At 68.2% G+C, this 26,377-nt stretch carries 24 protein-coding genes and 1 pseudogene; 7 read left to right on the top strand and 18 right to left on the bottom strand.

All coding sequences use genetic code 11. The features are described from left to right. The first annotated feature begins 18 nt into the window (after nucleotides 1-18). Entirely contained in the window at nucleotides 19-1,830 is a 1,812-nt protein-coding gene (locus AC1RR5_RS17820) for an aminopeptidase P family protein (protein WP_492923479.1), read from the top strand. A gap of 3 nt (nucleotides 1,831-1,833) precedes the next feature. Here the strand turns inward: AC1RR5_RS17820 and AC1RR5_RS17825 are convergent, their stop codons facing one another. From AC1RR5_RS17825 to ligA, 4 genes are all read right to left on the bottom strand, one after another. Next, nucleotides 1,834-2,319 carry a universal stress protein gene (locus AC1RR5_RS17825; protein ID WP_492923481.1) on the bottom strand — a complete coding sequence of 162 codons (486 nt, stop codon included), beginning with the start codon at nucleotides 2,317-2,319 and terminating at the stop codon, nucleotides 1,834-1,836. A gap of 61 nt (nucleotides 2,320-2,380) precedes the next feature. Next, nucleotides 2,381-2,797 carry a DUF2147 domain-containing protein gene (locus AC1RR5_RS17830; protein WP_492923483.1) on the bottom strand — a complete coding sequence of 139 codons (417 nt, stop codon included), beginning with the start codon at nucleotides 2,795-2,797 and terminating at the stop codon, nucleotides 2,381-2,383. A 120-nt stretch (nucleotides 2,798-2,917) separates the two neighbouring features. After that, complete coding sequence (locus AC1RR5_RS17835) at nucleotides 2,918-3,553, bottom strand: 3'-5' exonuclease (protein ID WP_492923485.1); 636 nt, start codon at nucleotides 3,551-3,553, stop codon at nucleotides 2,918-2,920. Then, nucleotides 3,529-5,880, bottom strand: a complete 2,352-nt coding sequence (gene ligA / locus AC1RR5_RS17840) for an NAD-dependent DNA ligase LigA (RefSeq protein WP_492923487.1) — start codon at nucleotides 5,878-5,880, stop codon at nucleotides 3,529-3,531. Before ligA ends, AC1RR5_RS17835 begins: the two co-directional genes overlap by 25 nt. 83 nt (nucleotides 5,881-5,963) lie before the next feature. Here ligA and AC1RR5_RS17845 point away from each other — a divergent pair. Next, nucleotides 5,964-7,115 (top strand): annotated as a pseudogene (locus AC1RR5_RS17845) (acyltransferase family protein). Between the two features lie 45 nt (nucleotides 7,116-7,160). Here the strand turns inward: AC1RR5_RS17845 and recN are convergent. From recN to lpxC, 3 genes are all read right to left on the bottom strand, one after another. Then, on the bottom strand, nucleotides 7,161-8,858 hold the full coding sequence (gene recN / locus AC1RR5_RS17850; protein WP_492923489.1) for a DNA repair protein RecN: 1,698 nt from the start codon (nucleotides 8,856-8,858) through the stop codon (nucleotides 7,161-7,163). A 93-nt stretch (nucleotides 8,859-8,951) separates the two neighbouring features. Next, nucleotides 8,952-9,881 (bottom strand): outer membrane protein assembly factor BamD, encoded by a 930-nt coding sequence (locus AC1RR5_RS17855; RefSeq protein ID WP_492923491.1) that lies wholly within the window; start codon nucleotides 9,879-9,881, stop codon nucleotides 8,952-8,954. Nucleotides 9,882-9,983: 102 nt separating this feature from the next. Further along, nucleotides 9,984-10,880: a UDP-3-O-acyl-N-acetylglucosamine deacetylase gene (gene lpxC / locus AC1RR5_RS17860; RefSeq protein WP_492923493.1), complete on the bottom strand. Its 897-nt coding sequence runs from the start codon at nucleotides 10,878-10,880 to the stop codon at nucleotides 9,984-9,986. A 286-nt stretch (nucleotides 10,881-11,166) separates the two neighbouring features. Here lpxC and AC1RR5_RS17865 point away from each other — a divergent pair, with 286 nt between their 5' ends. Beyond that, nucleotides 11,167-13,263, top strand: a complete 2,097-nt coding sequence (locus AC1RR5_RS17865; RefSeq protein WP_492923495.1) for a S9 family peptidase — start codon at nucleotides 11,167-11,169, stop codon at nucleotides 13,261-13,263. A gap of 68 nt (nucleotides 13,264-13,331) precedes the next feature. Here AC1RR5_RS17865 and AC1RR5_RS17870 read toward each other — a convergent pair whose 3' ends face one another. From AC1RR5_RS17870 to yajC, 6 genes are all read right to left on the bottom strand, one after another. Next, a complete protein-coding gene (locus AC1RR5_RS17870) occupies nucleotides 13,332-14,045 on the bottom strand; it encodes a squalene/phytoene synthase family protein (protein ID WP_492923497.1) in 714 nt (237 codons plus the stop codon). Nucleotides 14,046-14,111: 66 nt separating this feature from the next. Next, complete coding sequence (locus AC1RR5_RS17875; RefSeq protein ID WP_295111846.1) at nucleotides 14,112-14,726, bottom strand: urate hydroxylase PuuD; 615 nt, start codon at nucleotides 14,724-14,726, stop codon at nucleotides 14,112-14,114. Between the two features lie 96 nt (nucleotides 14,727-14,822). After that, the gene (locus AC1RR5_RS17880) at nucleotides 14,823-15,176 is read right to left on the bottom strand and encodes an Mth938-like domain-containing protein (RefSeq protein WP_492923499.1); all 354 of its coding nucleotides are present in this window, start codon (nucleotides 15,174-15,176) and stop codon (nucleotides 14,823-14,825) included. Then, nucleotides 15,176-16,126 (bottom strand): protein translocase subunit SecF, encoded by a 951-nt coding sequence (gene secF / locus AC1RR5_RS17885; protein ID WP_492923501.1) that lies wholly within the window; start codon nucleotides 16,124-16,126, stop codon nucleotides 15,176-15,178. The genes AC1RR5_RS17880 and secF overlap by 1 nt, the downstream gene beginning before the upstream one ends. Before the next feature lie 11 nt (nucleotides 16,127-16,137). Further along, entirely contained in the window at nucleotides 16,138-17,739 is a 1,602-nt protein-coding gene (secD, locus tag AC1RR5_RS17890; protein ID WP_492923503.1) for a protein translocase subunit SecD, read from the bottom strand. A gap of 57 nt (nucleotides 17,740-17,796) precedes the next feature. Further along, on the bottom strand, nucleotides 17,797-18,102 hold the full coding sequence (yajC, locus tag AC1RR5_RS17895) for a preprotein translocase subunit YajC (RefSeq protein WP_492923505.1): 306 nt from the start codon (nucleotides 18,100-18,102) through the stop codon (nucleotides 17,797-17,799). 120 nt (nucleotides 18,103-18,222) lie between these two features. Here yajC and AC1RR5_RS17900 point away from each other — a divergent pair, with 120 nt between their 5' ends. Further along, nucleotides 18,223-19,062: an ATP-binding protein gene (locus tag AC1RR5_RS17900; protein WP_492923507.1), complete on the top strand. Its 840-nt coding sequence runs from the start codon at nucleotides 18,223-18,225 to the stop codon at nucleotides 19,060-19,062. On the opposite strand, the gene AC1RR5_RS17905 is transcribed toward AC1RR5_RS17900, so the two are convergent. Then, nucleotides 19,059-19,985: an alpha/beta hydrolase gene (locus AC1RR5_RS17905; RefSeq protein WP_492923509.1), complete on the bottom strand. Its 927-nt coding sequence runs from the start codon at nucleotides 19,983-19,985 to the stop codon at nucleotides 19,059-19,061. The two genes, AC1RR5_RS17900 and AC1RR5_RS17905, sit on opposite strands and share 4 nt — an antisense overlap. Nucleotides 19,986-20,111: 126 nt before the next feature. On the opposite strand from AC1RR5_RS17905, the gene AC1RR5_RS17910 reads away from it, so the two are divergent. From AC1RR5_RS17910 to AC1RR5_RS17920, 3 genes are read left to right on the top strand one after another with little or no spacing between them, the layout of a single operon-like run. Continuing rightward, on the top strand, nucleotides 20,112-20,693 hold the full coding sequence (locus AC1RR5_RS17910) for a helix-turn-helix domain-containing protein (RefSeq protein ID WP_492923511.1): 582 nt from the start codon (nucleotides 20,112-20,114) through the stop codon (nucleotides 20,691-20,693). 4 nt (nucleotides 20,694-20,697) lie between these two features. Continuing rightward, entirely contained in the window at nucleotides 20,698-21,162 is a 465-nt protein-coding gene (locus AC1RR5_RS17915; RefSeq protein WP_492923513.1) for a GNAT family N-acetyltransferase, read from the top strand. Nucleotides 21,163-21,192: 30 nt separating this feature from the next. Then, complete coding sequence (locus tag AC1RR5_RS17920) at nucleotides 21,193-21,468, top strand: hypothetical protein (RefSeq protein WP_492923515.1); 276 nt, start codon at nucleotides 21,193-21,195, stop codon at nucleotides 21,466-21,468. Between the two features lie 40 nt (nucleotides 21,469-21,508). On the opposite strand, the gene dipM is transcribed toward AC1RR5_RS17920, so the two are convergent. The 4 genes from dipM to serS all read right to left on the bottom strand — a co-directional run bounded on the left by dipM (nucleotide 21,509) and on the right by serS (nucleotide 26,234). Continuing rightward, nucleotides 21,509-23,389 carry a cell division endopeptidase DipM gene (gene dipM, locus AC1RR5_RS17925; protein ID WP_492923517.1) on the bottom strand — a complete coding sequence of 627 codons (1,881 nt, stop codon included), beginning with the start codon at nucleotides 23,387-23,389 and terminating at the stop codon, nucleotides 21,509-21,511. A 93-nt stretch (nucleotides 23,390-23,482) separates the two neighbouring features. Next, entirely contained in the window at nucleotides 23,483-24,151 is a 669-nt protein-coding gene (locus AC1RR5_RS17930; protein ID WP_492080935.1) for a protein-L-isoaspartate(D-aspartate) O-methyltransferase, read from the bottom strand. Beyond that, complete coding sequence (gene surE / locus AC1RR5_RS17935) at nucleotides 24,148-24,942, bottom strand: 5'/3'-nucleotidase SurE (protein WP_492923519.1); 795 nt, start codon at nucleotides 24,940-24,942, stop codon at nucleotides 24,148-24,150. The genes AC1RR5_RS17930 and surE overlap by 4 nt, the downstream gene beginning before the upstream one ends. Continuing rightward, entirely contained in the window at nucleotides 24,939-26,234 is a 1,296-nt protein-coding gene (serS, locus tag AC1RR5_RS17940) for a serine--tRNA ligase (RefSeq protein WP_492923521.1), read from the bottom strand. Before serS ends, surE begins: the two co-directional genes overlap by 4 nt. Nucleotides 26,235-26,377: the final 143 nt, after the last annotated feature.

Below are 26,377 nucleotides of genomic sequence, written 5' to 3' on the forward strand. Positions count from 1 at the left end.
GGGGATTACATCCGAGGCATGCGCCAGACCTTCGATGAATCCACCGACCCGTCCTTTGGTCCCAAGCACGTCCCGCTGATCCGCGCCGCCATGGCCGCGCAGGGCCTGGACGGCTTCCTCGTGCCGCACGAGGACGAGCACCAGAACGAATACCTGCCCGCCGCCAACGACCGCCTGGCCTGGGCCAGCGGCTTCACCGGCTCGGCCGGAGCCGGCGTGATCCTGAAGGACCGCGCCGCCGTCTTCGTCGACGGCCGCTACACGCTGCAGGTCCGCGACCAGGTCGACCAGGGCGTCTTCGAGATCCGCGACCTCGTCGAGGGTGGCGTGCCCGCCTATCTCGAGACCGCCGAAAAGGGCGCGGTGATCGGCTACGACGCCCGCCTGCACAGCCCCGCCGCCCTGGACGGCCTGAAGGCCGCCGCCCACCGGGCCGGCGCGGTGCTCAAGCCCGTCGCCGCCAACCCGGTCGACCAGGCCTGGGGCGAAGCGCGCCCGGCCCAGCCGATGGCCCCGATCGTCCCGCACCACGTCGAATATGCCGGCGAGGAGTCGAGCTCCAAGCGCGCCCGCGTCGGCGCGTCGGTGGCCGCCTTCGGCGCAGACGCCACGGTGATCACCGCCCCGGCCTCGATCGCCTGGCTGTTCAACATCCGCGGAGGCGACGTCATCCGCTCGCCCCTGCCGCTGTCGCAGGCGATCCTGAACGCCGACGGCACGGCCCGCCTGTTCATCGAGCCGGCCAAGGTCACCGAAGCCCTGCCCGCGTGGCTCGGCAACCAGGTCTCGCTGGAGACGCCGGACAAGCTGGCCGAGGCGCTGGGCGACCTGTCGGGCAAGAGCGTCGTGGTCGACCCGACCCAGTCCTCGGCCTGGTACTTCGACATGCTGGCCGCCGCCGGCGCCAAGGTCGTACGGGCCATGGACCCCTGCACCCTGCCGCGCGCCTGCAAGAACGACATCGAGCTGGACGGCACGCGCGAGGCGCACAAGCGCGACGGCGCGGCCCTGACCCGCTTTCTCCATTGGCTGGCCACCGAGGGCCAGGTCAATCCGCCGGACGAGAAGGAGGCCGTCGCCAAGCTGGAAGGCTTCCGCGAAGCCACCGGCCGACTGAAGGACCTCAGCTTCGACACCATCGGCGCGGCCAACGGCCATGGCGCCCTGCCCCACTATCGCCCGACCGAGCGCAGCAACGAGCGCGCCGCCATGGGCTCGCTGCTGCTGGTCGACAGCGGTGGCCAGTATCTGGACGGCACCACCGACGTTACTCGCACGGTCGCCATCGGCGAGCCGTCGGCCGAGATGGTCAACCGCAACACCCTGGTGCTGAAGGGCCACCTGGCCATCGCCCGCCTGCGCTTCCCGGCCGGCACCACCGGCTCGGCCATCGACGCCCTGGCGCGGATGGCCCTGTGGGCCCACGGCCTGGACTACGACCACGGCACCGGCCACGGCGTCGGCGTCTATCTGGGCGTCCACGAGGGCCCGCAGCGGATCTCCAAGGCCCCGAACGTCATCGCCCTGCAGCCCGGCATGATCGTCTCGAACGAGCCCGGCTACTACAAGGACGGCGAATACGGCATCCGGATCGAGAACCTGGAAGTCGTCATGCCGGCCGAGGACGTCACCGGCGGCGACCGCCCGATGCACCGCTTCGAGGCCCTGACCCTGGCGCCCATCGACCGCCGCCTGATCGACAAGACCCTGCTCACGGCCGAGGAAATCGCCCAGTTCGACGCCTACCACGCCCGCGTGCTGGCGGAGATCGGACCTCGGGTCGAACCCGAGATCCGCGCCTGGATGGAAGAGGTCTGCGCGCCGCTCTAAGGCTCAGGTCGGCGCCTTGACCGCATGCAGGGCCATCTCGGCGGCGAATTCCGCGTCGCTGACCGGCTGCTGGGCCACCAGCAGGCTGCAGTCGACATTGTCGATGATGTACGCGCCCGACTTGCCGTTCCACCAGCGCTCCAGGAAACTCCGGCGTCGGTGGCCCAGCACGACCAGATCGGCGCCGACCTCCTTCACGAAGTTGCTGATGACCGGAGCCGGATCGCCTCGGTAGAGGTGGCCGGTGGCGTTCAGCCCGACGCTCCGCAGCTTGCCCACGCCCTCGTCGACCAGTTGCTGGCTGGCGGCGGCGATCTGCTCGGCCGCGCCGGGCTGCACGCCCTCGGCCATGGCCACGGCGGCGTTGTCGCCCAGAACGCAGAGCAGCCAGACCCTGGCCTCGCAGCGCAGAGCCAACAGCGCCCCCTCGCGGAGGGCGCTGCGCGCCTCATGGCTGCCGTCAAAGGCCAGGACGATCTTCTGATACATGCGCACCTCCCCCAAGGTTTGGGAGAAGGCTACGGGACGCCGGCCCCGGAGTCGACGCGCCCTATTTCAGGCGCGTCCACTTCTGGGTCTTGCACAGCGGCGCGACGATGCAGCCCTTCAGCTTCAGCTCGTTGGCGCTGAGCAGCTCGATCGTGCCCGAATAGGTGCCGCCGTCCTCGGGGTTGTAGACCTTGCCCCCGGTCCACTTGGTCGGGCCGCCGGTGAAGTCGTACAGCATCTGCAGGTTCTTCAGCGGACGGCCGCGCTGGGCCTCGTCCTTGTTCTTGACGTCCTTGCGGGTCGGGTCGGTCTTGATGTGGTCCGAGGTCACCAGCTTGCCGCACAGGCTGTTGCCGCAGCGGGCGATCTCGACCTGGCCGCCATTGCCGGGCGTGGACCACAGGCCGGTGACGTCGGCGGCGAAGGCCGAGCCCGACACAAGCGTCAGAGCGGCGGCGATCATGGCGGTGCGGATCATCTGTTTCTCCCTAATGCGCGTTTTCCAACGCGCGTTTAGGTCCCTCGTTGCGCGATAAGCCCAGTCAGGACAAGGCCGAAGGCAAAAACGAGGCGGGATTTCGAGTTGCGGCGATGCGCCTCAGCCAGCGAAGGCCGGCCGGCGATGCCGCGGCGCCCCACGCGGCGGCGTGTAGCCGTCGTGGGCCAGCCGACCCGGCGTCAGGCCGAGACGCCCCGGCAGGTCGCGCACCTGGGTGACGCCGTGCAATCCCATGGCCGCCAGGGCCACCTGCCCACAGGCATAGGCGTCGGCGGCCGCGTCGTGGTGGGCGAACTCAACGCCCAGGTGGCCGCAGACCACGTTCAGCTTGTGCGACGGCAGCTCCGGCCAGACGCCCCGCGCCACTTGCACCGTACACAGATAGTCGAAGCTCGGCGTCCGCACGTCGTAGTGCTCGCAGGTGCGGCGGATCACGCTGACATCGAACGAGGCGTTGTGGGCGAGAACCAGCGCGCCATCCAGCTCGGGGCGCAGGCGCTCCAGCACGTCCGGCCACTCCTCGGCGTCCTCGACATGCTCGGGCCCGATGCCGTGGAAGGCGATATTGAACCGCGCGAAGCGATTGCCTGGCGGACGGATGTAGTGGTGCTCGATCCGCGCCACCTGGCCGTCCTCGATCCAGGCCAAGCCGATGGAGCAAGGGCTGGACCGCTGCTCGTTGGCGGTCTCGAAGTCGAGCGCGATGACCTTCATTTGGCGACCATCTCCAGCCACTCGTCTTCGGTCATCACCTGGATGCCCAGTTCGGTGGCCGTCTTCAGCTTGGAGCCCGCGCCGGGGCCGGCGACGACGAGGTCGGTCTTCTTCGACACCGACGAGGCGACCTTGGCGCCCAGCCCTTCGGCCTGAGCCTTGGCCTCGTCGCGGGTCATCTTCTCCAGCGAACCGGTGAAGACGATGGTCTTGCCAGCCACGGCGGTGTCGGTCTTGGGCTTGGCGACCGGCTGGATGTCCAGCTGCTCCACCAGATTGGCGACCTTCTGGCGGTTGTGCTCCTCGGCGAAGAACCGGGCCAGGGACTGGGCGGCCACCGGACCGACGCCATCGACGGCGGCGAGGTGCAGATAGTCGTCGCCCGGCGCGCCCGAGGCGGCCTCGACCAGGCCTTGGGCGAAGGCGTCCCAGGTCCCGTAGCGCTGGGCCAGGGCCGCCTTGGCGGGCTTGGTCAGCTTGGGCACCGCGTGGCCGATCTTGATCTCCAGGTCGGCGGCCTCCGGCCACGGATCGGCCAACAGCCCGCCCTTCCCCGCCTCGATCAGCAGGTCCAGCGCCTTGGGGCCGACGCCCTGGGCGGTGGAAAGCTCCAGATAGGTCTCGCCCGGCAGCCCCTTGGCGGCGGCCTCGGCGGCGGCTTGCAGGTCCTCGAAGCGGTCGAAGTTGCGGGCCAGCACGGTCGAGGTCGTCTCGCCAATGTCGCGCGCGCCCAGGCCGTAGATCATCCGGTCCATGCCGATCGTGCGGCGCGCGTCGATGCCCTTGACCAGATTGGCGATCGAGGTCTCGCCATAGCCGTCGCGCTCGCGCAGGGCGGCCAGCTTCTCCTCGTCCTTGGCCAGGCGGAAGATGTCGGCCGGTTCCGTGATCCAGCCCTCGTCGAAGAAGGCCTGCAGCTGCTTCTCACCCAGGCCCTCGATGTCGAAGGCGCGCCGGGACACGAAGTGGCGCAGGTGCTCGACCCGCTGGAACGGACAGGCGAACTCGCCGGTGCAGCGGCGCACCACCGACTCCTGGCCCGAAGCGTTGACCTCTCGGGTCAGCGCCGTCTTCAGCGGGCATTCGCAGACGTGGGGGAATTCGTAAGGCGCCGGCGCCGGGTCGGGACGCGCCGCGATGTCGACCTCGACGATCTGCGGGATCACGTCGCCGGCGCGCTGCAGGACGACCGTGTCGCCGATGCGGACATCCAGGCGGGCGATCTCGTCGCCATTATGAAGCGTGGCGTTGGTCACCGAGACGCCGCCGACGGTGACCGGCTTAAGGCGCGCGACCGGGGTATGGGCGCCGGTGCGGCCAACCTGGATGTCGATGGCTTCCAGGATGGTTCGGGCGCGCTGAGCCGGGAACTTGCGGGCGATGGCCCAGCGCGGCGAGCGCGAGACGAAGCCCAGGCGGCGCTGCTGCTCCAGGTCGTCAACCTTGTAGACGACGCCGTCGATGTCGAAGTCCAGGGTCGGACGCAGAGTCTCGAACGCGGCATAGACGTCCAGTAGGCCCTGGGCGTTCTCGACCCGCTTGGCCGGCGGGGCCGTGGTCACGAAGCCCCATTCGGCCAGCTTCTCCAGCGCGCCCCACTGGCTGTCGGCGAACGGCGCGGAGACCAGGCCCCAGGCATAGCCGAAGAACCGCAGCGGCCGCTGAGCGCTGATCTTCGGATCGATCTGACGCAGCGAGCCGGCGGCGAAGTTGCGCGGGTTGGCGTAGGTGCGCTGGCCGGCTTCCTCGGCGGCGGCGTTGAAGGCGGCGAAGGCGGCTAGTTCGACATAGACCTCGCCGCGCACCTCGATCACGTCGGGCCAGCCCGAGCCCTTCAGGCGGTGCGGGATGTCGGCGATGGTGCGCAGGTTGGCGGTGACGTCCTCGCCTACCCGGCCATCGCCCCGCGTCGCGCCCTGGACCAGCACGCCCTTCTCGTAGCGCAGCGAGGCCGACAGGCCGTCGATCTTGGGCTCGGCGGTGTAGGCCACGGTGTCCGATGGCGACAGCCGCAGGAACCGCCGGATCCGGGCGTCGAACTCGGTCGCCTCGTCGTTGGAGAAGGCGTTGTCCAGGCTCAGCATCGGCACGCCATGCTCGACCGGCGAGAACTGCTCGGCCCGCGCCGCGCCGACCCGCATGGACGGGGAGTTGTCGCGGATCAGGTGCGGGAAGCGGGTCTCGATGTCGAGGTTGCGGCGCTTGAGGGCGTCGTAGTCGCCGTCGCTGATCGTGGGCGCGTCCTGCTGGTGATAGGCCAGGTCGTGGGCCGTCAGGTCGTCGGCCAGGCGCTCCAGTTCCTCGACGGCCTGGGCTTCGGTGAGGTCGGCGACGGGGATCTGAGACACGGGCGGCGAATCCAAGGCGGGAAGTGCGGGCAGGTTAGCAACGTGGCGCGATGCTTGCGACCGGAGGCTTGAAGGAGCCTTCGATGTTCAAAGCCGGCACAAACACCGCCCTGCCCGTCCTGTCGCGGGACGGTCCGCTGGACGCCCTGCGCTTCCTCGCGGCGCTGTTCATCGTGCTCTACCACGTGGCCGAGCGGGCCCCGGTGTCGCTGTTCAGCCTGAGCCCCGCCTTCGGGCGCGGTTATCTGGCCACCGACTTCTTCCTGATGCTGTCGGGTTATGTGCTGGCCCGGACCTATGGTCCGCGCGTGCTGGGCGCCGAGGTGGATACGCTAGGCTTCCTGAAGCGTCGCGTGCAGCGGATTTGGCCGTCGCACCTGGTGATGCTGGCCGCCTTCGTCGCCTTCTTCGTCAGCACGTCGGCGATCGGCCTGGCCCCGCAGAACCCGCAGTGGTTCCAGTGGGACCAACTGCTGCCGCAGATCTTCCTGGTCCAGGCCTGGTTCGTGCCAGGGACCTCGGGCTGGAACATGCCGACCTGGACCCTGTCGGCGCTGATCGTCGCCTACGCCCTGTTCCCGATGGTCTGGCGCAAGGTCGCCGCCACCCAGCGTCCGCTGCAGCTGCTGGCCATGGGCGTCTGCGCCTGGATCGCCATCGACTTCACCGCCCTGATGATCTTCGACGTGCCCAGCTACCAGCTGCCGTTGCGCTTTGGCCTGATCCGCGGTGTGCCACTGTTCATGATCGGCCTGCTGGTCGCTCGCCTGCCGGTCACCACCCTGGCCCGCCGCCAGGCCCTGCCGCTGGCCCTCGCGACCCTGGCCATCGTCATCGGCATCCAGGGCCTGGGGAACTTCGACCACTTCAGCCTAGCCCTGCTGGCTTTCCTGATCTACGCCGCCGGCGCTTCGAAGCCGCGTGCGTGGGCTTGGGCGGGTTAGGCCGGCAAACTGAGCTTCTCGCTGTTCCTGACCAATTCGCTGACGGCGGCCGTGTGGTTCGGCGTGGTGCGGATGGTCGAGAGCAAGCTCAGCCTGCCCGTTGCCGCGACCTGGGCGCTGTGGGCGATGGCCATTCCGGCGACGATCGTCGTGGCCTGGATGTTCGAGCGGATGGTGGATGCGCCGCTGCAGGTTTGGATCAAGGGGCGTTCCCAACAACCGCTCATCCCCGCGAAAGCGGGGAGCCAAGCGGCCTCTCCGCTGGCTGCACGGTTCGGGACTAACGCCTGACTCGGCTTGGGTCCCCGCTTTCGCGGGGATGAGCGGAGTGTGGGTTCAGGCGATTAACGCCCGCGCCGCCGCCCGCGCGGCCTCGGTGACCTCCGCCCCTGACAGCATCCGGGCGATCTCTTCCTCGCGCTGAGCCGGGGTGAGCGGTTCGACCTTGGTTCGGATCGAGGTGTCGTCGCCGGACTTGGAGATCCGCCAGTGGGCGTCGCCACGCGCCGCCACCTGGGCCGAGTGGGTCACGACCAGCACCTGGGCATTGGCCGCCAGGCGCTTCAACCGCAGGCCCACCGCATCGGCCACGGCCCCGCCGACGCCCTGGTCGACTTCGTCAAAGATCATCAGCGGCTGCGGACCGCCGCTACGGGTCGCCAGCGCCGCCTTCAGCGCCAGAGCAAAACGCGCCAGTTCGCCGCCCGAGGCGATGGTTTCCATCGGGCCGAACGGCGCGCCGGGATTGGTCGAAATCTCGAAGGCGATGCGGTCCAGGCCCGTTGGGCCGGCGCGGTCCTCGGGCAGAGGCTCGACCGCGACCCGGAACTTGGCCTTTTCCAGCTTCAGCGGCGTCAGCTCGGCCTCGACGGCCTTGGCGAGGGCGTCGCCGGCGGCGCGGCGTTCGGCCGACAGGGCTTCGGTGGCGTAGAGATAGGCCTCGCGGGCCTCGGCGGCCTCGGCGTCGGCGACCCTCAGGGCGTCTTCCGAGGTTTCGATGGCCTGCAGGCGGGCCGCGAACTCGGCGCGCTTGGCCGGCAGGTCCTCGACCAGGACATTGAGCTTGCGGGCCATGCCGCGCAGGGCGAACAGCCGCTCCTCGGCCTTTTCCAGGCGGTCGGGCTCGAACTCGAAGCTTTCGGCGACATTGTCGATCGCGGCCGTGGCCTCCTGCGCCTCGACGATGGCGCGGTCGACGGCCTCGCAGGCGGCCGACAGGCGGGTCATGGCCGTGCCCTCGGCTGGCGCGCCGGCCTGCAGGGCGCGGTCGCGGGCGCGTTCCAGGGCGCGATAGGCCTGGGCCAGCTTGCCCGTGAAGTTGTCGCCGCCCAGGGCGTCCTGGGCCGAGGCGATGTCGGCCATGGCCTTCTCGGCCGAGCTGAGCAGCGCCCGCTCATCGGCCAGGCTCTGTTCCTCGCCCTCACGGGGGTCCAGGCGGTCCAGCTCGGACAGGCGGAGGGTCAGTTCCTCGGTCTCGGCGGCCGCGCGGCCGGCCAGGTCCCGCAGGTCGTCGGCCTTCTGCCGAGCGGCGCGCCAGCCGCTCCAGGCCGCACCGACGGCGCCGACCGACACACCACCGAACGCGTCCAGCAGGCCGCGATGGGTCTTGGGATCTAAGAGGCCGACGGTCTCGTGCTGGCCGTGAACCTCGAGCAGCAGGGCGCCGAGGTCCTTGAGCACGCCGACGCTGGTGGCCTGATCGTTGACGAAGGCACGACTGCGACCGTCCGGCGACAGCTGGCGACGCAGGACCAGATCCTCGTCGCGGCCGTAGTCCAGGCCCTTCTCGTCGAGATAGGCAAAGGCCGGATGGTCGGCCGCCAGGGCGAACATGGCGGTGGCCGAGGCGTGGCCGGCGGCCCCTCGGCGCACCAGGCCAGCGTCGGCGCGCGCGCCGGTGGCCAGGCCCAGGGCGTCCAGGATGATCGACTTGCCGGCGCCGGTCTCGCCGGTCAACGCGGTCAGGCCCTCGCCGATGGCCAGGTCCAGGCTCTCGATGAGCACGACGTCACGGATGGAGAGGCCGATCAGCATGAAACGCAAGATCGCCGGGAATCAGAGTTTTTCAAAGCGCAAAGACAGAACAAAACAGGATCAGGCCGTTTCCGACGTCCGATCCTGTCGTCGTTACATGCCCAGAACGCCCATCAGGCCCTTCTTGGCCTTCTTTTCACCGGGAGGCGCCAGGGTCGTGCCCTTGTCGCGCGTCAGCACGCGTTCCAGCGCATTGCGCTTGGTGCCGGCCTTCAGCGGCTCGACGGCGGGACGCAGGCCGTTGTCGTTCAGCAGCTTGTAGGCATCGGCGTACCAGCGATCGCCCGGGAAGTTGTAGCCCAGGATCGCGCCGTTGCGCTTGGCTTCGTCCAGCAGGCCCAGGGTCATGTAGCCCTCGACCAGACGGAACAGCGCTTCAGGCGTGTGCGAGGTCGTCTGGTGACGCTCGAGCACGGTCTTGAAGCGACCGATGGCGGCCAGGGTCTGGCCGTTCTTCAGGTAATAGCGACCGATCGCCATTTCCTTGCCGGCCAGCTGGTCGTTGACCATGTCGATCTTCAGGCGGGCGTCGGTGGCGTATTCGGTGTTCGGATAGCGCTGGACGACGTCGCGCAGCGAGGCCAGGGCCTGCTCGGTCGCGGCCTGGTCGCGGTTCACGTCGACGATCTGTTCGAAGTAGCAGATGGCCTTCAGATAGAAGGCGTACTGGGCCGACGGGTTACCCGGGTACAGCGAGATGAAGCGGTCGGCGTCGCCGATGGCCTCATTGTACTGGTTGCCCATGTAGTGGGCGTAGCCGGTCATCAGGATCGAGCGGCGCGACCATTCCGAATAGGGGTGCTGGCGCTCGACTTCGCGGAAATAGTCGACGGCCTCGTTCCAGTTGCCGCGGTCCAGGCGATCGGCGCCCGTGGAGTACAGCAGTTCGACCGGGCGCTCTTCGTAGGCGAGGGTCGGCTTCTTGGACTTGCCGGCGCAACCCGCCACCGACACGGCGGCGAGCAGAGCGGCGATAGTGACGGCCGAACGTCCCGAGAAATTACGAAGCACGGAGTCTCTCACCTTAGAAGCAAACGCGCGCCCCTGCGCCGTGCAAGGCTTCTACACCACGCCGTGAAAGGCGCAAATGCGAAGGCCGAGCGCTAACGCCGGGGAGCTCCCCCTTTAAACCGCTTCAGCTAGTTCCGTCGCGAGAGCGCGAAGGCGCCAGGCGCGCGGCTGGGACAGCAACGCTCTAACCACGGCGTTATTGAGGCCGTGACCGGCCAGAACGCCTTCGAAGCGGCCCAGGATGGGCTTGCCCAGCACATAGAGGTCGCCGATGGCGTCCAGCGCCTTGTGGCGCACGAACTCGTCCGGACGGCGCAGGCCCTCCGGGTTCAGCACACGGTCGCCGTCGATGACCACGGCGTTTTCCATCGAGCCGCCCCGGGCCAGGCCGATGGCGCGCAGGGCCTCGACATCGCGAACGAAGCCGAAGGTGCGGCACTCGGACAGTTCCGAGCGGAACGATTCTTCGTCGACGACCAGATCCACGGCCTGGCGGCCGATGGCCTTGGAGCCGAAGGCGATCTCGAAGGCCACTTCGAAACGATCCGACGGCAGCAGGCTGGCGCGCTTGTCGCCCTCCTCCACCGTGATCGGGGCCAGGATCTCGATATATTGGCGGACGGCTTCCTGCTTGCGGCGGCCGGCGCGGTCCAGGATCTGGACGAAGGGCTCGGACGAGCCATCCATGATCGGCACTTCCGGGCCGTCCAGCTCGACGACGCAGTTGTCGATCGACAGGGCCGCCAGGGCCGCCATCAGGTGCTCGATGGTCGAGACGCGAACGTCGTCGCCATTGCAGATCACGGTGCCCAGTTGCGTCTGGCAGACCGACTCAGGCGTGACGGGGACACGATTGTCGCGGTCATGCAGATCGGTCCGCACAAAGACGATCCCCGCGTCGGGAGCCGCCGGACGCACCGAGACGCGCACATGCGTTCCCGTGTGCAGGCCGATCCCCGCAAAGATCACCGGCCCTGCGACCGTGTGCTGAAAATAACCCGAAGCCGACACTAGAGACCCTTATCGTTGGACGGACAGCTCTACGGCCGCCCTTTCGCCCCGTCTTAGCATCTAGGCTTGATGCTGCGTCGCGGCAAAGCAAAGTCTGTTTCGGATTGTTACGCGCTAACCGACGGATTTAATTACAGTTTTGTCACAGGAAAGCATGCGTCGAAACAGACCGCCGGTCGGCGATCCGTGCTCGGGAATCTCTTGCCTCGCTCCCCTAGCGAGTGGGCGAAAGCAGGACTAGGCTCCGCCGCCAGATGGGATAACCGTTTCCGGGAATTTCGGTTTCATGATCAAGACCTTGCGTTTCGCGGCCTCGGCCGTCGCCCTTGCCGCCGCCCTCGGTGGAGCGGCCTATGCGCAGGCGCCGCAAAAGCCTCACGTCTTCACCGCCAAGGCCATGGCCAGCCTGGATCGACTCAGCGATCCGCGCGTCTCGCCCGACGGCCGCTTCGTGCTCTATTCGGTGCGGACCATGGACTATCCGGCCAACAAGGCCGCGATGTCCCTCTGGATCAGCGACCTGAAGACGAAGATGGCCCCGCGCCGGCTGAAGATCTCGGACGGCGGCGCGTCCAGCGGCCGCTGGAGCGCGGACGGCAAGGCGATCTACTTCTCGTCCAGCCGCGCGGGCGGGACCGAGCAGGTGTTCCGCACCGACGCCAGCGGCGAGACCGCGACCCAGGTGACCTCGGCCCCGTTCGACGTGCTGGCCTACAAGGTCGCGCCGGACGGCAAGACCATCGTCATCGGCCAGGCGGTGTTCCCCGACTGCCCCGACTTCTCGTGCACCGAGGCGCGCCTCGCCGCCAAGACCGCGACCAAGGCCACCGGCGTCGTCTACGACAAGCTGTTCGTCCGCCACTGGGATACCTGGAACGACGGGACCAAGAACCACCTCTTCGCCTACAGCCTGGACGCCAACGGCGTGGCCGCGGGCCAGCCGGTCGATCTGATGAAGGGCTTCGACGGCGATACGCCGACCAAGCCCTATGGCGGCGACGAGGACTTCACGATCAGCCCCGACAGCAAGACGCTCAGCTTCTCGGCCAAGCTGGCCGGCAAGGACGAGCCCTGGACCACCAACTACGACATGTGGGGCGTTCCGCTGGACGGCTCGGCCAAGCCGAGGAACGAGACGGCCGACAACAAGGCCTGGGATACGGCCGAGATCTACTCGCCTGACGGCAAGATGACCGCCTATCGCGCCATGAAGCGTCCCGGCTTCGAGGCCGACCGCTTCGCGATCATGATCTGGGACGAAGCGACCAAGACGGAACGTGAACTGGCTCCGACCTGGGACCGTTCGGCCGACGCCATCGCCTGGAGCCGCGACGGCAAAACGATCTACGCCACCGCGCTGGACGTCGGCCAAGGCAAGCTGTTCGCCATCGACGTCAAGACCGGCAAGGTCACCGCCCTGACCGGCGATGGCCACGTCACCGCCTTCGACGTCGGCCCCAACGGCATCGTCTACGCCTCCGATTCGCTGAAGAGCCCGTCCGAGCTGTTCCTGCTGCCCGCCAAGAAGGGCCCGCCGATCCGCGTGGCCAGCGTCAGCGACGAGGCCCTGAAGGACGTCGCCTGGGGCGAGCCCGAGCAGTTCGACTTCAAGGGCTGGAACGACGAGACCGTGCACGGCTTCTTGCTGAAGCCCGCAAACTTCGATCCGGCCAAGAAGTATCCGGTGGCCTTCCTGATCCACGGCGGTCCGCAGGGCTCGTTCAGCAACAGCTGGTCGTACCGCTGGAACCCGCAGGTCTACGCCAACGCCGGCTATGCCGTGGTGATGGTCGATTTCCATGGCTCGACCGGCTACGGCCAGGCCTTCACCGACGCGATCAGCCAGCACTGGGGCGATCGCCCGCTGGAGGACCTGCAGAAGGGCTGGAGCGCGGCGCTGGGCAAGTACGGCTTCCTGGACGGCGACCGCGCCTGCGCCCTGGGCGCCTCGTATGGCGGCTACATGATCAACTGGATCGCCGGCAACTGGGCCGAGCCGTGGAAGTGCCTCGTGGACCACGACGGCGTCTTCGACACTCGCGCCATGGGCTACGCCACCGAGGAGCTGTGGTTCACCGAGTGGGAAAACGGCGGCGCGCCCTGGCAGCCGAACACGACCTACGACAAGTTCAACCCGGTCGACCACGTGGCCAAGTGGACCAAGCCGCAGCTCGTGATCCAGGGCCAGCTGGACTACCGCATCCCGGTCGAACAGGGCCTGGGGGCCTTCACCGCCCTGCAGCGCAAGGGCGTGCCCAGCAAGTTCCTGTACTTCCCGAACGAGAACCACTGGGTGCTGAAGGCCCAGAACTCGGTGCAGTGGCACAAGGAAGTGCTGGACTGGCTGGACCAGTGGACGGGGAACACGCGGCCCGGGAAGTAGGCCCCGGACCTAACCCCTATCCGCTCATCCCCGCGAAAGCGGGGATGAGCGGTGCTGGGCTGTTTGGCTCAGAGTTTTCCGGTGGCGACGGCGAACGTCAGTCGAGCCTTCTTTTCCAGCTCGCCCATCTCACGCCCAGCCATATAGGCCCGCGCCAGGGCCGCCGGCGCCACGGCCGGGAAGGCCGCCACGGGCAGGCCCTTCACCTCGCCGCGTGCGGCTTTCAGCTGATCCTCGACGCGGCGCTCCACGTCGGCCTGCGTCCAGTCCTCCGGCAGCCGCGAACGGTCTGCCTGCTTCAGCCGCCACAGACCCGACAGCCCCCAGGCCCGCGCCGCGCCCTTGACGGCGTGCGGGTCGGCGGTCGGATCCAGCCGCCGCGCGGCCAAGACCGCCAGCGCTCCGGCCGTGCCGTCGACATAGGCCAGCACCGCCGCCTCGTCCTTCAGTGGGCCTTCGTCCAGGTCGACGAAGCGAGCCTCTGACAGCGCCGCCAGGGCGTTGGGATCGAACTTGGAGGCGGCCAGGGCCTCGACATTGGGATGCTTGCGCGGGGCCTTGCCGGCCGCGATCTCTTCCATGGCCTCGCGCCACCAGGTCAGGCGGATCTCGCCCATCAGGGCGTTGGTGACGCCGCCGGCCACCCGGGCCAGTTCGTAGTTCATGGCGAAGAGCGCGATCACGTCGGCCCGCGCGGCCGCGTCGCCGATGAACCGGCTGGCCAGCCAGCGGTCGGGATCGACGCGGCGGACGAGATCGTCGAGGGTTTCGGTGTCGGCCATGAGCTCAAATAGAAAAGGGCCCGCCGAACTGGCGGGCCCTCCCCTTACAGCGTGTCGCGCCCGGCGTCAGCCGAACAGCGTCTGGTTCATCGCCATGGTCGCCAGCATCGGGATGCTGAGCAGGACGTTGGTGCGCGAGAACAGCATGGCCAGCTTGGCCGCCTTGGCCTTGGCGTCCGCATCGGCCTCGACGATGCCCAGGGCGATCTTCTGGTTCGGCCAGATGAAAACCCAGACATTGAGGAACATCACCGTGGCCAGCCACATGCCGGTGCCGATGAAGGTGAAGCCCATGTCGACGCCGGGCGTATAGCCGCCGGCCAGGCCCAGGGTGGCGGCTTCCAGCAGGTAGCCGCGGCTGAAGGCCAGGATCACGCCCATCACCCAGGTGAACAGCGCCGCCCAGCGGAACCAGAACAGGGCTTCCGGCGCGATGTACTTGCTGACCGCCGGCTTCAGCTCGGCCGGGATCTGCGGCATCACCCGGATCTGCACGAAGTTGAAGTAGTACAGCAGCCCGATCCACAGGATGCCGAACCAGACGTGCAACAGCCGGAAGATGGCTTGGAAATAGCTGCTGTCATGGCCGTGCGGGCTGTGCCCGTAGCCGATGATGATCACCAGGGCCAGCACGACGCTGACGATGATGGTGTTGCGGAAGTTCGAAAGCAGTCCAGACATCGGTTTCCCCCTCGGATCCCTATTGCTTGGACGGGACCTTAGGGCTGTTTCGAGAGTCGGGCAAAGCTCCGGTACCGGAGGTATCTGGACCTGCGGCTAGACCGCGATCAGCGCGGCGGCCAGACGGCGGCCTTCGCTGGCCAGCACGTTGTAGGTTCGTGCGGCGGCCTCGGTGCTCATGAACTCCAGGCCCAGGCCCGCGTCCTTCAAGGCGTCGCGGATGTGACGCGGCGGCAGGGCGTTGTTGAGACCCGTGCCCAGCAGCACGAACTCCACCGCCCCGCCGGCGGCGAACACCTCGGCGAAGGACTCCGGCGTCAGGTCCGCGAGCGACGTCGCGGCCCAGTCGCGCGGCTGATCCTCGATGATCAGCAGCGAGCCGGGCCGCCAGTCACCGGCGACCCGAAAGCCGCCGCCGCCCCAGGCGTCGATGGACGGCGGCTGACGCATCAGGGACGCGAGGCCGCGCCGAGCTTGATCGGCGTGGCTTCTTCGTCGCCGCGCTTCACGCCCCAGATCAGGATCATCGGCAGAGCGATATAGATCGACGAATAGGTGCCGATGATGATGCCGAAGATCATGGTGGTGACCAGCGGGAACAGCACCGGACCGCCGAACGCCATCGTGCCGCCCAGGGCCAGCAGGGCCGTGGTGCCGGTGATGATCGTCCGCGACAGACGCTCGTTTTCCGACAGGTCGATGATGTCGCGCAGCGGCGTCGTCTTGTACTTGCGCAGGTTCTCTTTCAGACGGTCGAAGGTGATGACCTTCTCGTTCATCGAATAGCCGATGACCGTCAGCAGGGCCGCGATCTCGGTCATCGAGAACTCGATGCGCACCACCGACAGCAGACCCAGGGTCAGGACGATGTCGTGGATCACGGCCACGACTGCGCCCGTGCCGTACGACAGGCCGAAGCGGAACCAGATGTAGCCCAGGGTCAGCAGCAGGGCGACGACCAGGGCCTTGAAGCCCGACATCAGCAGTTCGCCCGAGACCTTGGCGCCGACCTGCGAGCGGCTGGTCACCTTCAGGTCGGGGAAGCGCTTGACCAGCTCGGCCTCGACGTGAGCCGAGGCGGCGCTGGCGCTTTCGCCCTTGGCCGGCAGGAACTTGATCATCGCCGAGTTCGGCTGGCTGGTGAACGGCTGGACCTGGGCGTCATGGACGCCGATCTGGTCCATGGCCGTCCGCAGCTCCGACTGCGACACGACCTGGGCCCGGACGATTTCCAGCGCGTTACCGCCCTTGAAGTCGATGCCCAGGTTCAGGCCCTGGAAGAACAGCGAGGCGATCGAGCCGACGATCAGGACCGCCGAGAAGATGGCCGCGACGGGCGCCCAGCGCACGAACTGGTAGTGGGTCGAGCGCGGGATGTAGCGAATGAGGGGCCAACGCATGGTCGGATCTCCTATGCGATCGGCAGCTTCTTCGGCTTGGTGGCCTTGAACCACCAACCGATGAGCACTTGCGTGATGAAGATGGCGGTGAACAGCGACGTGAACACGCCGATCACCAGGGTCCAGGCGAAGCCCTTCACCGGGCCCGAGCCGAAGCCGAACATGATCATGCCCGAGATCAGGCTGGTGATGTTGGCGTCCAGGATCGAGGTCAGGGCCAGCCGGTAGCCGTGATCGGCCGCGGCCATGGGCGTGCGCCCGGCGTTGGCTTCGTCACGCATGCGCTCGTAGATCAGCACGTTGGCGTCGACGGCGACGGCCAGGGTCAGGATCAGGCCGGCGATGCCCGGGAAGGTCAGGGTCGCCTGGCTGAACGACATGATGCCGATGATCATCAGGACGTTGACCACCAGGGCGATGGCCGCGAAGCCGCCGAACAGGCCATAGGCCAGGACGACGAACACGAACATCGACGCGGCGCCGATGGCCAGCGAGATCGAGCCGGCCTTGACGGCGTCGGCGCCCAGTTCGGCGCTGACGGTGCGCTGGTCTTCGATGTTCAGCGGCGCGGGCAGAGCGCCCGACCGCAGCAGCAGCGACAGCTCGTTGGCGCTCTCGACCGTGAAGTTGCCGGTGATGATGCCGCTGCCGCCGGTGATGGCGCCGTTGATGGTCGGGGCCGAGATCACCTTCTTGTCGAGGACGATGGCGAAGCGCTTGCCGACGTTGCGGGCGGTGGCGTCGCCGAACTTGCGGGCGCCCGAGCTGTTGAAGGCGAATTGCACGACCGGGTGGCCGCTCTGCTGGTCGAAGCCCTGCGAAGCGTTGGTCAGTTCCTCGCCCGACACCACGGCCCGCTTCTTGAGCACGTAGACCGGCGCGTAGCCGTCCTCGCTCTGCAGCAGTTCCGAGCCCGGCGGGATGCGGCCGGCCTGGACGTCTTCCGGCGTGACCGTGTCGTCGACCATCTGGAAGGTCAGCTTGGCGGTCTTGCCGATGATGGCGCGCAGCTTCTCCGGATCGCTCTCGCCCGGGGCCTGGATCATGATCCGGTTATCGCCCTGGCGGTTGATCGAGGGCTCCTTGGTGCCCAGGCTGTCGATACGGCGACGGATGGTCTCGATCGACTGCTCGACGGCCTTGGCGGCGTCGGCGCGGATCGCTTCCGGCACGTAGCGCAGCTCGATGCGCTGGTCGGGCTTGCTGGCGATCGCCACGTCACGCCCGCCGATCACCCCGGCCATCGGCGCGCCGATGTTCTTGCGCAGGATGTTCAGGGCGTCGTTGTAGCGCGCGGCGTCACCGATGCGCACGTTGACCACTTCCCCCTGCTGAGCCAGTTCGCCGAACGGGATCTGCTCGGCGCGCAGCTGGAGACGCACGTCCTCGACCATGTTCGACAGTCGCTCGCGGCGCAGGGCCTCGGTGTCGACCTCGTACAGCAGGTACGAGCCGCCTTGCAGGTCGAGGCCGAGGTTCAGCTTCTGATGCGGCAGCCAGGACGGCATGGCGTCCAACGTCTTCTGCGGGAGGACGTTGGGCAGGGAGAACAGGATGCCGAAGATCACCGACAGCGTTACGGCGATGATCTTCCAGCGGGAAAGGGTCAGCATGGATCGTGACTTTTCAGGCGGCGCTACGAACGCCTCGAGACAGGGTGCGGTAGCGCCTTAGTTCTTGGCGTCGTTGGCCGGGGCCGGGTCGCCCTTGGCGCGGACCTCGGTGATCATGCCCTTGACGACCTTCACGGTCACGCCGCTGGCGATCTCGACGCCGACTTCCTTGTCTTCGACGCGGGCGACCTTGCCGATGATGCCGCTGGACAGCACGACGGTGTCGTTGCGCTTCAGGTTGGTGAGCATCGCCTGATGCTCTTTGGCGCGCTTCTGCTGCGGACGGATCAGCATGAAGTAGAACAGGACGACCATCAGGAGGATGGGCGCGAGTTGGACGATTTGAGCGTTCAGGCCGGACATGAGGACTCCAAGAAATTCCGTGAGGCGCGCCGCCTCTAGATAGGGTCGCGCCAAGTCGGCGGAAGCTATGCGTTCGCCTCCCCTTTTGCAATGCAAGCGCACCCGGTATGCAGCGTGCCCATGACTGAAGCGTCCACGCCCCTGCTCGCCCGCATCGCCGACGCCCTGGAGCGCCTGGCCCCGCCGCCGCCGCCCGCGCCCGATTTCGGGGCCGCGCGTCTGTTCCGGCACGAGCCGGGGAACGGGGCCTTCGTACCCGCGCCCGACTATCCGCTGTCGCTGGAGAGCCTGGTCGGCATCGATCGGCAGAAGAACCGCTTCGTCGAGAATCTCCGCCGCTTCGCCGTCGGCGTGCCCAGCAACCACACCCTGCTGTGGGGCGTGCGCGGCACGGGCAAGAGCTCAGTGACCAAGGCCGCCTTCGTCGCCCTGGCCGACGAATTCCCCGCGCTGAAGCTGATCGAGGTCGATCGCGACGAGGTCACGGCCCTGCCGCCGCTGTTCGACCTGCTGCGCGCCCGCTCCGAACGTTTCGTGGTCCTGTGCGACGACCTCTCGTTCGAGGACGGCGCGGCCGCCGCCAAAGCCCTGAAGTCGGCGCTGGAGGGCGGCGTCTCGGGTCCGCCGGAAAACGTGCTGTTCGTGGCCACCTCGAACCGCCGACACCTGATGCCGCGCGACCACGTCGAGCGCCAGGGCGCCATCGCCGCCGCCGAGAACGCGGAAGAAGAGATGAGCGTCTCCGACCGCTTCGGCCTGTGGATCGGCTTCCCGCCCATGGACCAGGACACCTACCTGGCCGCCATCCGGGGTTACGCCGAGCAGTTTGGCCTGCACGCCGAGGACCTGGACCGCCGCGCCCTGCAGTGGTCGACCCAGCGCGGGGCCCGCTCGGGCCGCGTGGCCTGGCAGTTCATCCGCGACCTGGCCGGCGAGCTAGGCGTGAAGCTGCCGGCCTAGTCCTTCAGGTACAGCCACTGCATGCCGCGCATCAGCCCGACCGGGAAGGTGGTTTCGTGGAAGCCGTCCTCGGCCAGGCTGGTCCGCACCTGCAGGCCTGGATAGTTTCGTGATTTCAAGGTCGCTGCGAGCAAGGCCTGGTCGGCGACCATGTCATGCTCGCAGCCCGGACAGCCGCCCGCGCCGGGATGCTCGCGCGAGCCGGTAGCCAGATAGATCCGGGCCTTCAGGTCTTTGTGGCCGGCCGCATAGGCGGCCTCGTCCTTGAGCGCCTGCGTGTCCGCGAACCAGATCGACGGGCTGGTCAGGATGTAGTTCTGGAACGTCTCCGGCGCGTGGAAGGCGATCCACAGGCCAAACAGCGCGCCATACGACTGGCCAGCCAGGGTGCGGTTGGCCGGATCGACGCGATAGCGCCCCTCGACCAGCGGCATCACTTCATCCTTCAGGAAGGCGAAGTGGGCGGGTCCGCCGCCGGTCTCGCCCTTGACCTGCGGATCTCGCCACGGCGTCAGGTCGCGGCGGCGGCTGTCGGCGGGCGCATCGCCCCTGGCCCAGGACAGGCCGACAATGACGAACTCGTTGAACAGCCCCTGGCTGAACGGCACGCGCGACAGGCCCGACGCCACCTGGAAGGTGTAGGGCCCGTCGGTCAGGTACAGCACCGGATAGCGCCGGCCGGCGTTCTCGGGCTTGCCGTAGCCCGGCGGCGTCTTGACGAAGATCTCGTAGTCGCGGCCGCCGGCCTTGGCGCGGATCGGGATGACGGCGCTGTTCTCGATCTCGAAGCCCTGCGACGCGCCGACCGGCCTGGCCGCCGTCGAATCCGAGCCCGCCCCGACCTCGACCTTGGCGACTCCGTCATCGCACGCGGCCAGCCCCAGCGAGAGCGCCGCCGCCAAACCCAGTTCACGCCACGCCATGGGTCACCTCCGACATCGGTACGTTCCGGACCCTAGGGCGACTCCCGCGCCATCACGGTTACCGGCGCGGCTTTTCCTGTGGATCGCGCCTTGCTACTCGATCAAATATGGGAATAGTTCTCGATTATGGGAATAACACTTGACCCCACCGAGCCTTCCGACCACGCCCTGGCCGCGCGGCTGGAAGCCCTGCGTCACGAACGCGGCCTGTCGCTGGACGCGGCGGCCGGGCTGACGGGCCTGAGCCGCGCCACCATCTCACGGATCGAGCGGGGCGAAACCAGTCCGACCGCCAACGCGCTCGGCCGGCTGTGCGGCGCCTACGGCCTGACCATGTCGCGGCTGATGGCGGCGGTCGAGGAGAACGCCCCTCGCCTGCTGCGGGGCGCCCAGGCCGCCCGCTGGCGCGATCCAGAGAGCGGCTACCTGCGCACCCTGATCGCCCCGCCCAGCCAGGACTACGCCACCGAGCTGGCCCTGGGCGAGCTGCCGGCCGGCGCCGAAATCCACTATGACGGCCGCCAGGCGCCGGGCCGCGAGCAGTTCTTCTACCTGCTGGAGGGCGCGCTGAGCCTGGATGTCGAGGGCGAGACCTACCGCCTGGAGCCTGGCGACTGCCTGCGCCACCGGGGCGTCGACGCCACCCGCATCGGCAATCCCGGCGAGACGTCCGCCCGCTACCTGATCATCAACAGCACGACGACCTGAGCCCATGTCCCTTCGCATCGTCCCCGGCGACTTCGATGACGCCCGCATCGTCGCCCTGCTGGCTGGCCACTTCGCCGCCATGCGCTCAACCGGTCCCGAGGAGAGCTGCCACGTCATGCCGCTGGACGCGATGCGCGAGGCGGGCCTGGACTTCTTCGCGGTATGGGATGGCGAGACCCTGGCCGGCGTCGGGGCGATCAAGCGTCTGGACGCCGGGCACGGCGAGATCAAGTCGATGCACACGGCCGCCGCCTATCGCCGGCGCGGCGTGGGCCAGGCGACGCTGGACTACCTGGTGGCGCACGCCAAGGCGTTGGGCCTCTCGCGGCTGAGCCTGGAGACCGGGGCCGGCGACTTCTTTGTTCCGGCCCGCGCCCTCTACGCCCGCAACGGCTTCGAGCCCTGCGATCCGTTCGGCGACTACAAGCCCGACCCGAACAGCGCCTTCATGACCCGCGCACTCGACTAGAGATTGCCGCCCTGCCCCGTCGGCGCGATAATGGCTGGACGTTCGCTGGAGGCGCCGATGGGCAAGCCCTGGTTTCGCACCAAAGTCTACGGCTACGGCGCCGGCTTCCCGTGCAGCTGGGAAGGCTGGGTGGTAATAGTGGTCTTCGTGCTGGCGACGTTCGGCCTGCACACCCTGCCGCCGGCGCTGACCACGGCGCTTCCTTGGCTGGAAACGACTCTGCGGGTGGCTCTGATCCTGGGCTTGATCCTTATCGCCTGGGCCAAGAGCGACAAACCCTGGTTCTGGCGCTGGGGCCGCAAATAGCAAAACGGCCCGCCTCTTTCGAAGCGGGCCGTCTTTCGTTCTAGCGCGGGAGCACCAGGCCGGGATCGATCGGCTTGGCCTTGTCCTTGACCGTGGGCGCATAGCGCATCTCGAAGTGCAGCTTGGGCTCGTTGGTGCCGCCCGTGGCGCCGACCGCGCCCAGCTGTTCGCCCTGGCGCACGGCCTGGCGCATCTTGACGTTGATGCTGGAGAGGTGGGCGTAGGCCGTGACCCAGCCGTCGGCGTGACGGACCAGAACCAGGTTGCCGTAGCTGGGGACCTGGTTGCCGGCATAGGCCACTTCGCCGTCGGCGGCCGACAGCACCGGCGTGCCCTGGGCCGCGCGGATGTCCAGGCCGTCGTTGCGCTGGCCCGTGCTCTTGGCGCCGAAGTCCGAGATGATCTCGCCGCGCACCGGCCAGGCGAACTTGCCCTTGCCCGAGGCGATGATCTCGGCCTCGGTCGGGGCGGCGCTGCTCTCGATGATCGGACGCGAGCTGGGCGGCGGGGACACCGGCTGGGCAGCGACCGGCGCGCTCGGGCGCGGATAGCTGTTGCCGCTGGGCGTGTACGGAACCGGCGCGGACGGCGTGGGAACCGGACGCGGGGCCGGGGTCTCGACCTTGGCGTAGGTGTTCGAGGGCTCAGACGGGGCCGGACGGCTGACCGTGGTCGTGGTCTTGATCGGACCCTTGTCCTTGAAGCCGTCGGGCAGGACCAGCTTCTGGCCCTTCTTGACCGAGGCGCTGGTCTTCAGGTCGTTCTCGGCCGCCAGTTCCTTGACGCTGACATTGAAGCGCTTGGCCACGGCGGTCAGGGTGTCGCCGCTCTGGGCGACATAGGCCTTGGACGTGGTCGCCGGACCCTTGATCCGGGCGCCCAGCTTCAGCGGCTTGTCGGTATCGAGGTCATTGGCGTCGGCCAACTCCTTGATGCTCATGTCGAACTTGCGGGCGATCGCGGTCAGGGTGTCGCCCGACTTGACCGTGTGGACCTCGCGCGGGCCGGCCACCGAGACGACAGCGCCGGTGACGCTGAGCGTGGTGGTGCTGGTCGTCGTCGTTTCCGCCGCCGGCTGATAGGTCGGACGCGACGGCGCGGGCGCCGAGGTGGTCGGAAACGAAGTCGTCGGACGCGTGGTCGGGGCGGGCTCGGCGCCGGCCAGGGTCGAGGAAGACCCAGGCGTACCCGGGATCACGGTAGTGGTCTTGGTCGGGCCCTTGTCCTTGTAGCCGTCCGGCAGGATCAGCTTCTGGCCCTTCTTGATCGCCGAGTTCGACGACAGGTCGTTTTCCTCGGCCAGGGCTGCGGCGGTGACGCTGAAGCGCTTGGCGATGGCGAACATCGTGTCGCCGGTCTGGACCACATAGGCCTTCTGGTCGTCCTTGGCCGGGCCCTTGATCTTCTGGCCGAGCCGCAGGTTGTAGGGCTTCTTGAGGTCGTTCAGTTCGACCAGTTCGGCGCGGGTCGAGCCGAAGCCGCGGGCGATGGCGTCCAGGGCGTCGCCGGACTCGACGACACGCACCTGCGGCTTGCCCGGGACGCTGACCACGGGACCGGCGACGGTGGTGGTGACGACGGTCCGAGGCGGAACCGGACGGATGACGGGTTGCGGCGCCGGCTGCGGCGCGGGCGGCAGCTCGGTGCGGCTGACCGGCGGCGTCAACGGCTGGCTCTGGATCGCCTGCGGCGGCGGCAGGGTCTCGGCCGCGTCGCGCTCGGTCGGGGAATTCTGGATCGGCGCGTCGGCCTGCGGCTGGGCCGGGGCCTGGCTGATCGGGAAGTTGGGGGTCGGACGCGTCGCGGCCGGCGCAGGCGCCTGGCCTTCACGCGCCGGATACTGCGGCGCGTCGGTCGCGCAAGCGGAGAGCGTTCCAGCCGTCAGGGCGATCACCGCCGCTTGCGTCCACAACTGCCTCATAACGTCTCCTTTCCCGCCGGAGCCACCAAAGGGCTCCGCCAGGGTGAATCAACCTTTAACACCGAAGGACGCGGGATGCCGCGTCCTCCAAACTCACTGATCCTTGGCGACGCCGGCCAGCAAAGGCACGAAGCGCACGTCGCAAAGAATCTCTACCCGGAAGCCCCCCTTGCCGTCGCCGGCGTAGCGGCGAAGGCTTTGCACAGGCCCCTTCCCGACCGGCGCGACCAGCACGCCGTTGGGCTTCAGCTGCGAAAGCAGCCGCTTGGGATCATCTTCGGCCGCAGCCGTGACCATAATACGGTCGAACGGCGCCTGTTCGGCCCAACCTTCGCCGCCGTCCCCGAACTTGGTGATGACGTTGGTCAGGCCCAGGGTGTTGAAGCGGCTCTCGGCCTCCTTCATCAGGGTCCGGTAGCGCTCGATCGTATAGACGAGGCGCGATACCTTGCTGAGGATGGTGGTCTGGTAGCCCGAGCCGGTGCCGATCTCCAGCACCCGGCAGCGCGGCTCGATCGTCAGGGCCTGGGTCATAAGGCCGACGATGTAGGGCTGGCTGATGGTCTGGCCGCAGGCGATCGGCAGGGCCGAGTCCTCCCACGAGCGGTCCTTGAACAGGTCCGGCGTGAACAGGTCGCGCGGCGTGGTCTCGATGGCCTTCAGCACCAGGGGATCGGTCACCCCCTGGTCGCGCAGGGCCTGCATCAGGCGCGGCAGGTCGGCCTTGGCGTTCTCGGCGGCCTTGGTCGTCCTTCCGCTCATAAGTCCGCCTTCAGCTTGGGCGGGGCGCCGCCCAGCACACCTTTCAGTGTGTGAACGCTTTCGTGGTGCGTCAGGTCGATGTGCAGCGGCGTGACCGAGATCCGGCCTTCATAGACCGCCCGCAGGTCGGTGCCCTCGGCCGGCTGCGAGGCCTTGGCCGAGAAGCCCATCCAGTAATAGTCGCGGCCGCGCAGGTCGGTGCGCTTTTCCATGTTGCGCAGCAGGCCGTCGCGGAAGCCCTGGCGGGTCACCTCGACCGCCGTGACCTCTTCGGGCGGCACGGCCGGGAAGTTGACGTTCATGACGACGTCCTTGGCCCAGCCGATCTCCAGCAGGCGCTGGACGATGCCGGGACCGAAGTGCTCGGCCGTCTCCCAGTGGGCGACGATCTCGTCGTGCCAATAGTTCAGAGCCTGCGACAGAGCGATCGAGGGGATGCCGTGGGCCATGCCTTCGATGGCGCCGGCGACCGTGCCCGACAGGGTGACGTCCTCGGCGACGTTCTGGCTGCGGTTGACGCCCGACAGCACCAGATCCGGCGCGGGGCCGTCGATCAGCTGCTGCACGGCCATCATCACGCAGTCGGTCGGCGTGCCCTCGACGGCGAAGCGGCGGTCGTCCAGCTTCCGCACGCGGATCGGGTCCGACAGGGTCAGGGCCCGGCTGGCGCCCGACTGCTCGTATTCCGGCGCGCAGATCCAGACGTCGTCGGTCAGGGCGCGGGCGATCTTCTCCAGGCTGGCGAGGCCCGGCGCGTGGATGCCGTCGTCGTTGGTGAGGAGGATCCTCACGCAGCGCCTCCGATGTGGGTGACGCCGCCCATATAGGGCTGCAGCGCGGCCGGGATGTGGATGCGGCCGGCCTCGTCCTGGTAATTCTCCAGCACGGCGACCAGGGTGCGGCCGACGGCCAAGCCCGAGCCGTTCAGGGTGTGCACGAAGTGGCCGCCCTTCTCGCCGGTCTTGCGGTAGCGGGCGTCCATGCGACGGGCCTGGAAGTCGCCGCAGTTCGAGCACGAGCTGATCTCGCGATACATGTTCTGCGAGGGCAGCCAGACTTCCAGGTCGTAGGTCTTCTTGGCGCCAAAGCCCATGTCGCCCGTGCACAGCAGCATGGTGCGGAAGGGCAGCTCCAGCTTCTTCAGCACGGCCTCGGCGCACTCGACCATGCGCTGGTGCTCGGCTTCCGACTGGTCCGGCGTGGTGATCGAGACGAGCTCGACCTTGTAGAACTGGTGCTGGCGGATCATGCCGCGCGTGTCGCGACCGGCCGAACCGGCCTCGGCGCGGAACGACGGCGTCAGGGCCGTCAGGCGCATCGGCAGCTCTTCCTCGGCCACCAGCTGCTCGCGGACGATGTTGGTCAGCGAAACTTCGGCGGTCGGGATCAGCCAGCGGTCGTCGGTGGTGTGGAACAGGTCGTCGGCGAACTTCGGCAGTTGGCCGGTGCCGAACAGCGCCTCGTCCTTGACCAGCAGAGGCGGGCTGATCTCGGTGTAGCCGTGCTCGACCGTCTGCAGGTCGAGCATGAATTGGCCGATGGCGCGCTCCAGGCGGGCGATCTCTTTCTTGAGGACCACGAAGCGCGCGCCGCTCATGCGGGCGGCGGCCTCGAAGTCCATGCCGCCGAGGGCATGGCCCAGATCGACGTGGTCCTTGGGCTGGTTCAGCTTGCCGGCCGGCAGGGCCTTGGCGTCGCCCCAGACGCGCTGCTCGACGTTACCGCTCTCATCCTCGCCCACGGGAACTTCCGCGGCCGGAACGTTGGGCAGGGACGCGAGCAGGTCCTTCAGCTTGCCGCCGACCAGGGCTTCCTCTTCGGCCGCGGTCGCCATGACGCCTTTCAGCGCCTCGACCTCGGCCATCAGGCGCGAAGCCTCGGCCTCGTCCTTCTTGGCCTTGGCCTGGCCGATCAGCTTGGAGCTCTCGTTGCGCTTGGCCTGGGCTTCCTGCAGGGCGGTCTGGGCCGCGCGCAGCTGGGCGTCCAGCTTGACCGCCTGCGCGGCCTCACCCGATCGCCCCTTGGCCGACCAGACGGCTTCAAAGGCTTCGGGATTGTCGCGGATGGCCTTGATGTCGTGCATCGAACGCTAGCTCGGAAGAGGCAGGAGAAACGCCCTCTCTAAGGCGCGTCGGCGGGGGCGCCAAGCTTTCCGGACGGGCTTGCCGGCTCTCAACGGCTTCGTGATCCGGCGCGACGACGGCGAAACCTGGGCGTCATTGCGCG

It is taken from the genome of Caulobacter sp. GW821-FHT11E11, from assembly GCF_058808315.1.

What these genes read in the sequence shown, in the direction of transcription:
- AC1RR5_RS17820 (WP_492923479.1), top strand. Translation starts at nt 19, where the DNA reads ATGCGCCAGACCTTCGATGAATCCACCGACCCGTCCTTTGGTCCCAAG.
- AC1RR5_RS17825 (WP_492923481.1), bottom strand. Translation starts at nt 2,319, where the DNA reads ATGTATCAGAAGATCGTCCTGGCCTTTGACGGCAGCCATGAGGCGCGC.
- AC1RR5_RS17830 (WP_492923483.1), bottom strand. Translation starts at nt 2,797, where the DNA reads ATGATCCGCACCGCCATGATCGCCGCCGCTCTGACGCTTGTGTCGGGC.
- recN (WP_492923489.1), bottom strand. Translation starts at nt 8,858, where the DNA reads ATGCTGATCGGCCTCTCCATCCGTGACGTCGTGCTCATCGAGAGCCTG.
- AC1RR5_RS17865 (WP_492923495.1), top strand. Translation starts at nt 11,167, where the DNA reads ATGATCAAGACCTTGCGTTTCGCGGCCTCGGCCGTCGCCCTTGCCGCC.
- AC1RR5_RS17870 (WP_492923497.1), bottom strand. Translation starts at nt 14,045, where the DNA reads ATGGCCGACACCGAAACCCTCGACGATCTCGTCCGCCGCGTCGATCCC.
- AC1RR5_RS17875 (WP_295111846.1), bottom strand. Translation starts at nt 14,726, where the DNA reads ATGTCTGGACTGCTTTCGAACTTCCGCAACACCATCATCGTCAGCGTC.
- AC1RR5_RS17880 (WP_492923499.1), bottom strand. Translation starts at nt 15,176, where the DNA reads ATGCGTCAGCCGCCGTCCATCGACGCCTGGGGCGGCGGCGGCTTTCGG.
- secF (WP_492923501.1), bottom strand. Translation starts at nt 16,126, where the DNA reads ATGCGTTGGCCCCTCATTCGCTACATCCCGCGCTCGACCCACTACCAG.
- secD (WP_492923503.1), bottom strand. Translation starts at nt 17,739, where the DNA reads ATGCTGACCCTTTCCCGCTGGAAGATCATCGCCGTAACGCTGTCGGTG.
- yajC (WP_492923505.1), bottom strand. Translation starts at nt 18,102, where the DNA reads ATGTCCGGCCTGAACGCTCAAATCGTCCAACTCGCGCCCATCCTCCTG.
- AC1RR5_RS17900 (WP_492923507.1), top strand. Translation starts at nt 18,223, where the DNA reads ATGACTGAAGCGTCCACGCCCCTGCTCGCCCGCATCGCCGACGCCCTG.
- AC1RR5_RS17905 (WP_492923509.1), bottom strand. Translation starts at nt 19,985, where the DNA reads ATGGCGTGGCGTGAACTGGGTTTGGCGGCGGCGCTCTCGCTGGGGCTG.
- AC1RR5_RS17910 (WP_492923511.1), top strand. Translation starts at nt 20,112, where the DNA reads ATGGGAATAACACTTGACCCCACCGAGCCTTCCGACCACGCCCTGGCC.
- AC1RR5_RS17915 (WP_492923513.1), top strand. Translation starts at nt 20,698, where the DNA reads ATGTCCCTTCGCATCGTCCCCGGCGACTTCGATGACGCCCGCATCGTC.
- AC1RR5_RS17920 (WP_492923515.1), top strand. Translation starts at nt 21,193, where the DNA reads ATGGCTGGACGTTCGCTGGAGGCGCCGATGGGCAAGCCCTGGTTTCGC.
- dipM (WP_492923517.1), bottom strand. Translation starts at nt 23,389, where the DNA reads ATGAGGCAGTTGTGGACGCAAGCGGCGGTGATCGCCCTGACGGCTGGA.
- AC1RR5_RS17930 (WP_492080935.1), bottom strand. Translation starts at nt 24,151, where the DNA reads ATGAGCGGAAGGACGACCAAGGCCGCCGAGAACGCCAAGGCCGACCTG.
- serS (WP_492923521.1), bottom strand. Translation starts at nt 26,234, where the DNA reads ATGCACGACATCAAGGCCATCCGCGACAATCCCGAAGCCTTTGAAGCC.